A 1707-nucleotide genomic window follows, 5' to 3' on the forward strand; every position below is an offset into this window, starting at 1 on the left:
AGATAAAAAGCGCAAACTGTGTAAAAGGCGAGCAGCCATAGAGCCTATTATCGGACATTTGAAATCAGATTTTAGACTTTCTAGAAACCTACTCAAAGGGCAAGTTGGTGATGAGATTAATGTTTTAATGGCTGCCTGTGCTTGGAATTTGAGAAAGTGGCTAATTGCCACTGCTATTTTTTTGTTTTGGCAAAAAGTTGGGTTGTGTATGGTAAGAAGTCGCTATTTTTTCTATTGTACTCAGTAAAATATTGTCAGTCAAAATATAGTGTGATTGTTTTGAATGTTTAAGAGTGGTTTTATGGTTGGTTGTTTTGGGTTTTTAAGGGTTGACTAATTAGGCGTGAGTTTGAAAAGCCTTGAAAAGAGAAATTTCTTACTAGAGAATCTTGATACTCGCTGGTTAATGGCATCGGCAGACACCTTTGCTGATTATCCAAATGATAATACAATCAAAAGTTTATCTATTGCTTGTATTTGTTGGTTTAATACTGTCAAAACCCAAGAATCAGAGCAATTTTTGACTAACACTCAATCTTGTTAAGATAATAAAGTAAATTCAACTTGACAACGAACAGAGATTTACATTATTTGATGGCACTTCAGTGTTTAAATTTGGCACTGATGCTACCCTTAGAAATTCGCAACAAAACCACCTAGTGGCAAATGGACTTTACATCATTATGAATATTTTAATCATCAGCTTGTCAAGCGCCATAGAGCGTCGTAATTTTCAACAAATACAAATGGAAAAACTCAAATTAGATTTTGAATTTTTAGAGGCAACTTCAATTCATGATATAGATGAGATAATCTATAAAAAACACGCTAAAGATTGGCAACGCCCTTTAAAAAATACCGAAGTAGCTTGTTATTACTCACATCAAAATGCTTGGAGGAAAATTATTCAAAGTAACGAGCCTGCATTAATCTTAGAAGATGATGCGCTATTGTCTAAATACACACCAAAACTACTTGCAGACCTTGCTGATAAAAAAAAGTGTGAGTTAATCAGTCTTGAGAATAGAAATAGAAAAAAATTCGTTGCTAAAATAGGCGAAAGCATTGCTTGTGCTTCGAAACTCTTTAGACTCTACCAAGATAGAACAGGTGCTGCAGGCTATATACTTTGGCCACAAGGTGCTAAAAAACTGCTCCAATGCGAGCAAAAAAAAGGTATTGCGCTAGCAGATGCACATATTACCGACTGTCATAATATCAAAGCTTACCAAGTAGAACCAACGCCTATTATTCAATTAGACCAATGTAGAGATTATGCTATCCAAAATCCCATCAATAATATTGCTACCAAATCCACAGTCAGTAGCGTCAACAATCCAAAAGGAGGTTGGGCTTTTCGAATTAAAAGAATTGTTTTTCAATTAAAGTTAGGGTTAAGGCAAGTAGCGCTAATCACAAAGTCTGAGAGACGCTATATAACAATTAGAAAGCAAGATTTTTAAAACATAAGAAGATTAACACATAAATCAGATTCAAAAATTATACAGATACTCAGTACACGCTCAAGCGTTCCAGTATCTACTTATGCTGATGATTGTGGCATTAAAAATATTTAACAATAGAGACCTTTGCATAAATAGGGATGATTAGCAAAATCCAATTTTTGCCCAATTGGTGATTTCTTTAAACCTTGTCCTAGCAGGGCTAAGGCTGGGTTTAAAAAATCGCCAAGTGGGTGAAAAGTGG

The 1707-nt window shown here is 34.9% G+C and carries 3 protein-coding genes; all 3 read left to right on the forward strand.

Annotated features, from left to right (window positions below; genetic code table 11):
• A partial coding sequence (locus tag BBROOKSOX_RS10670; RefSeq protein ID WP_139661754.1) for a transposase occupies positions 1 to 247 on the forward strand: 247 nt, incomplete at its 5' end.
• A 96-nt stretch (positions 248 to 343) separates the two neighbouring features.
• Entirely contained in the window at positions 344 to 544 is a 201-nt protein-coding gene (locus BBROOKSOX_RS10675; RefSeq protein WP_218973741.1) for a hypothetical protein, read from the forward strand.
• A 139-nt stretch (positions 545 to 683) separates the two neighbouring features.
• Entirely contained in the window at positions 684 to 1463 is a 780-nt protein-coding gene (locus BBROOKSOX_RS10680; RefSeq protein ID WP_139661759.1) for a glycosyltransferase family 25 protein, read from the forward strand.
• Positions 1464 to 1707: the final 244 nt, after the last annotated feature.

The organism is bacterium endosymbiont of Bathymodiolus sp. 5 South, assembly GCF_900128535.1.
Taxonomy (GTDB): Bacteria; Pseudomonadota; Gammaproteobacteria; order PS1; family Pseudothioglobaceae; genus Thiodubiliella.

What these genes read in the sequence shown, in the direction of transcription:
- BBROOKSOX_RS10680 (WP_139661759.1), top strand. Translation starts at nt 684, where the DNA reads ATGAATATTTTAATCATCAGCTTGTCAAGCGCCATAGAGCGTCGTAAT.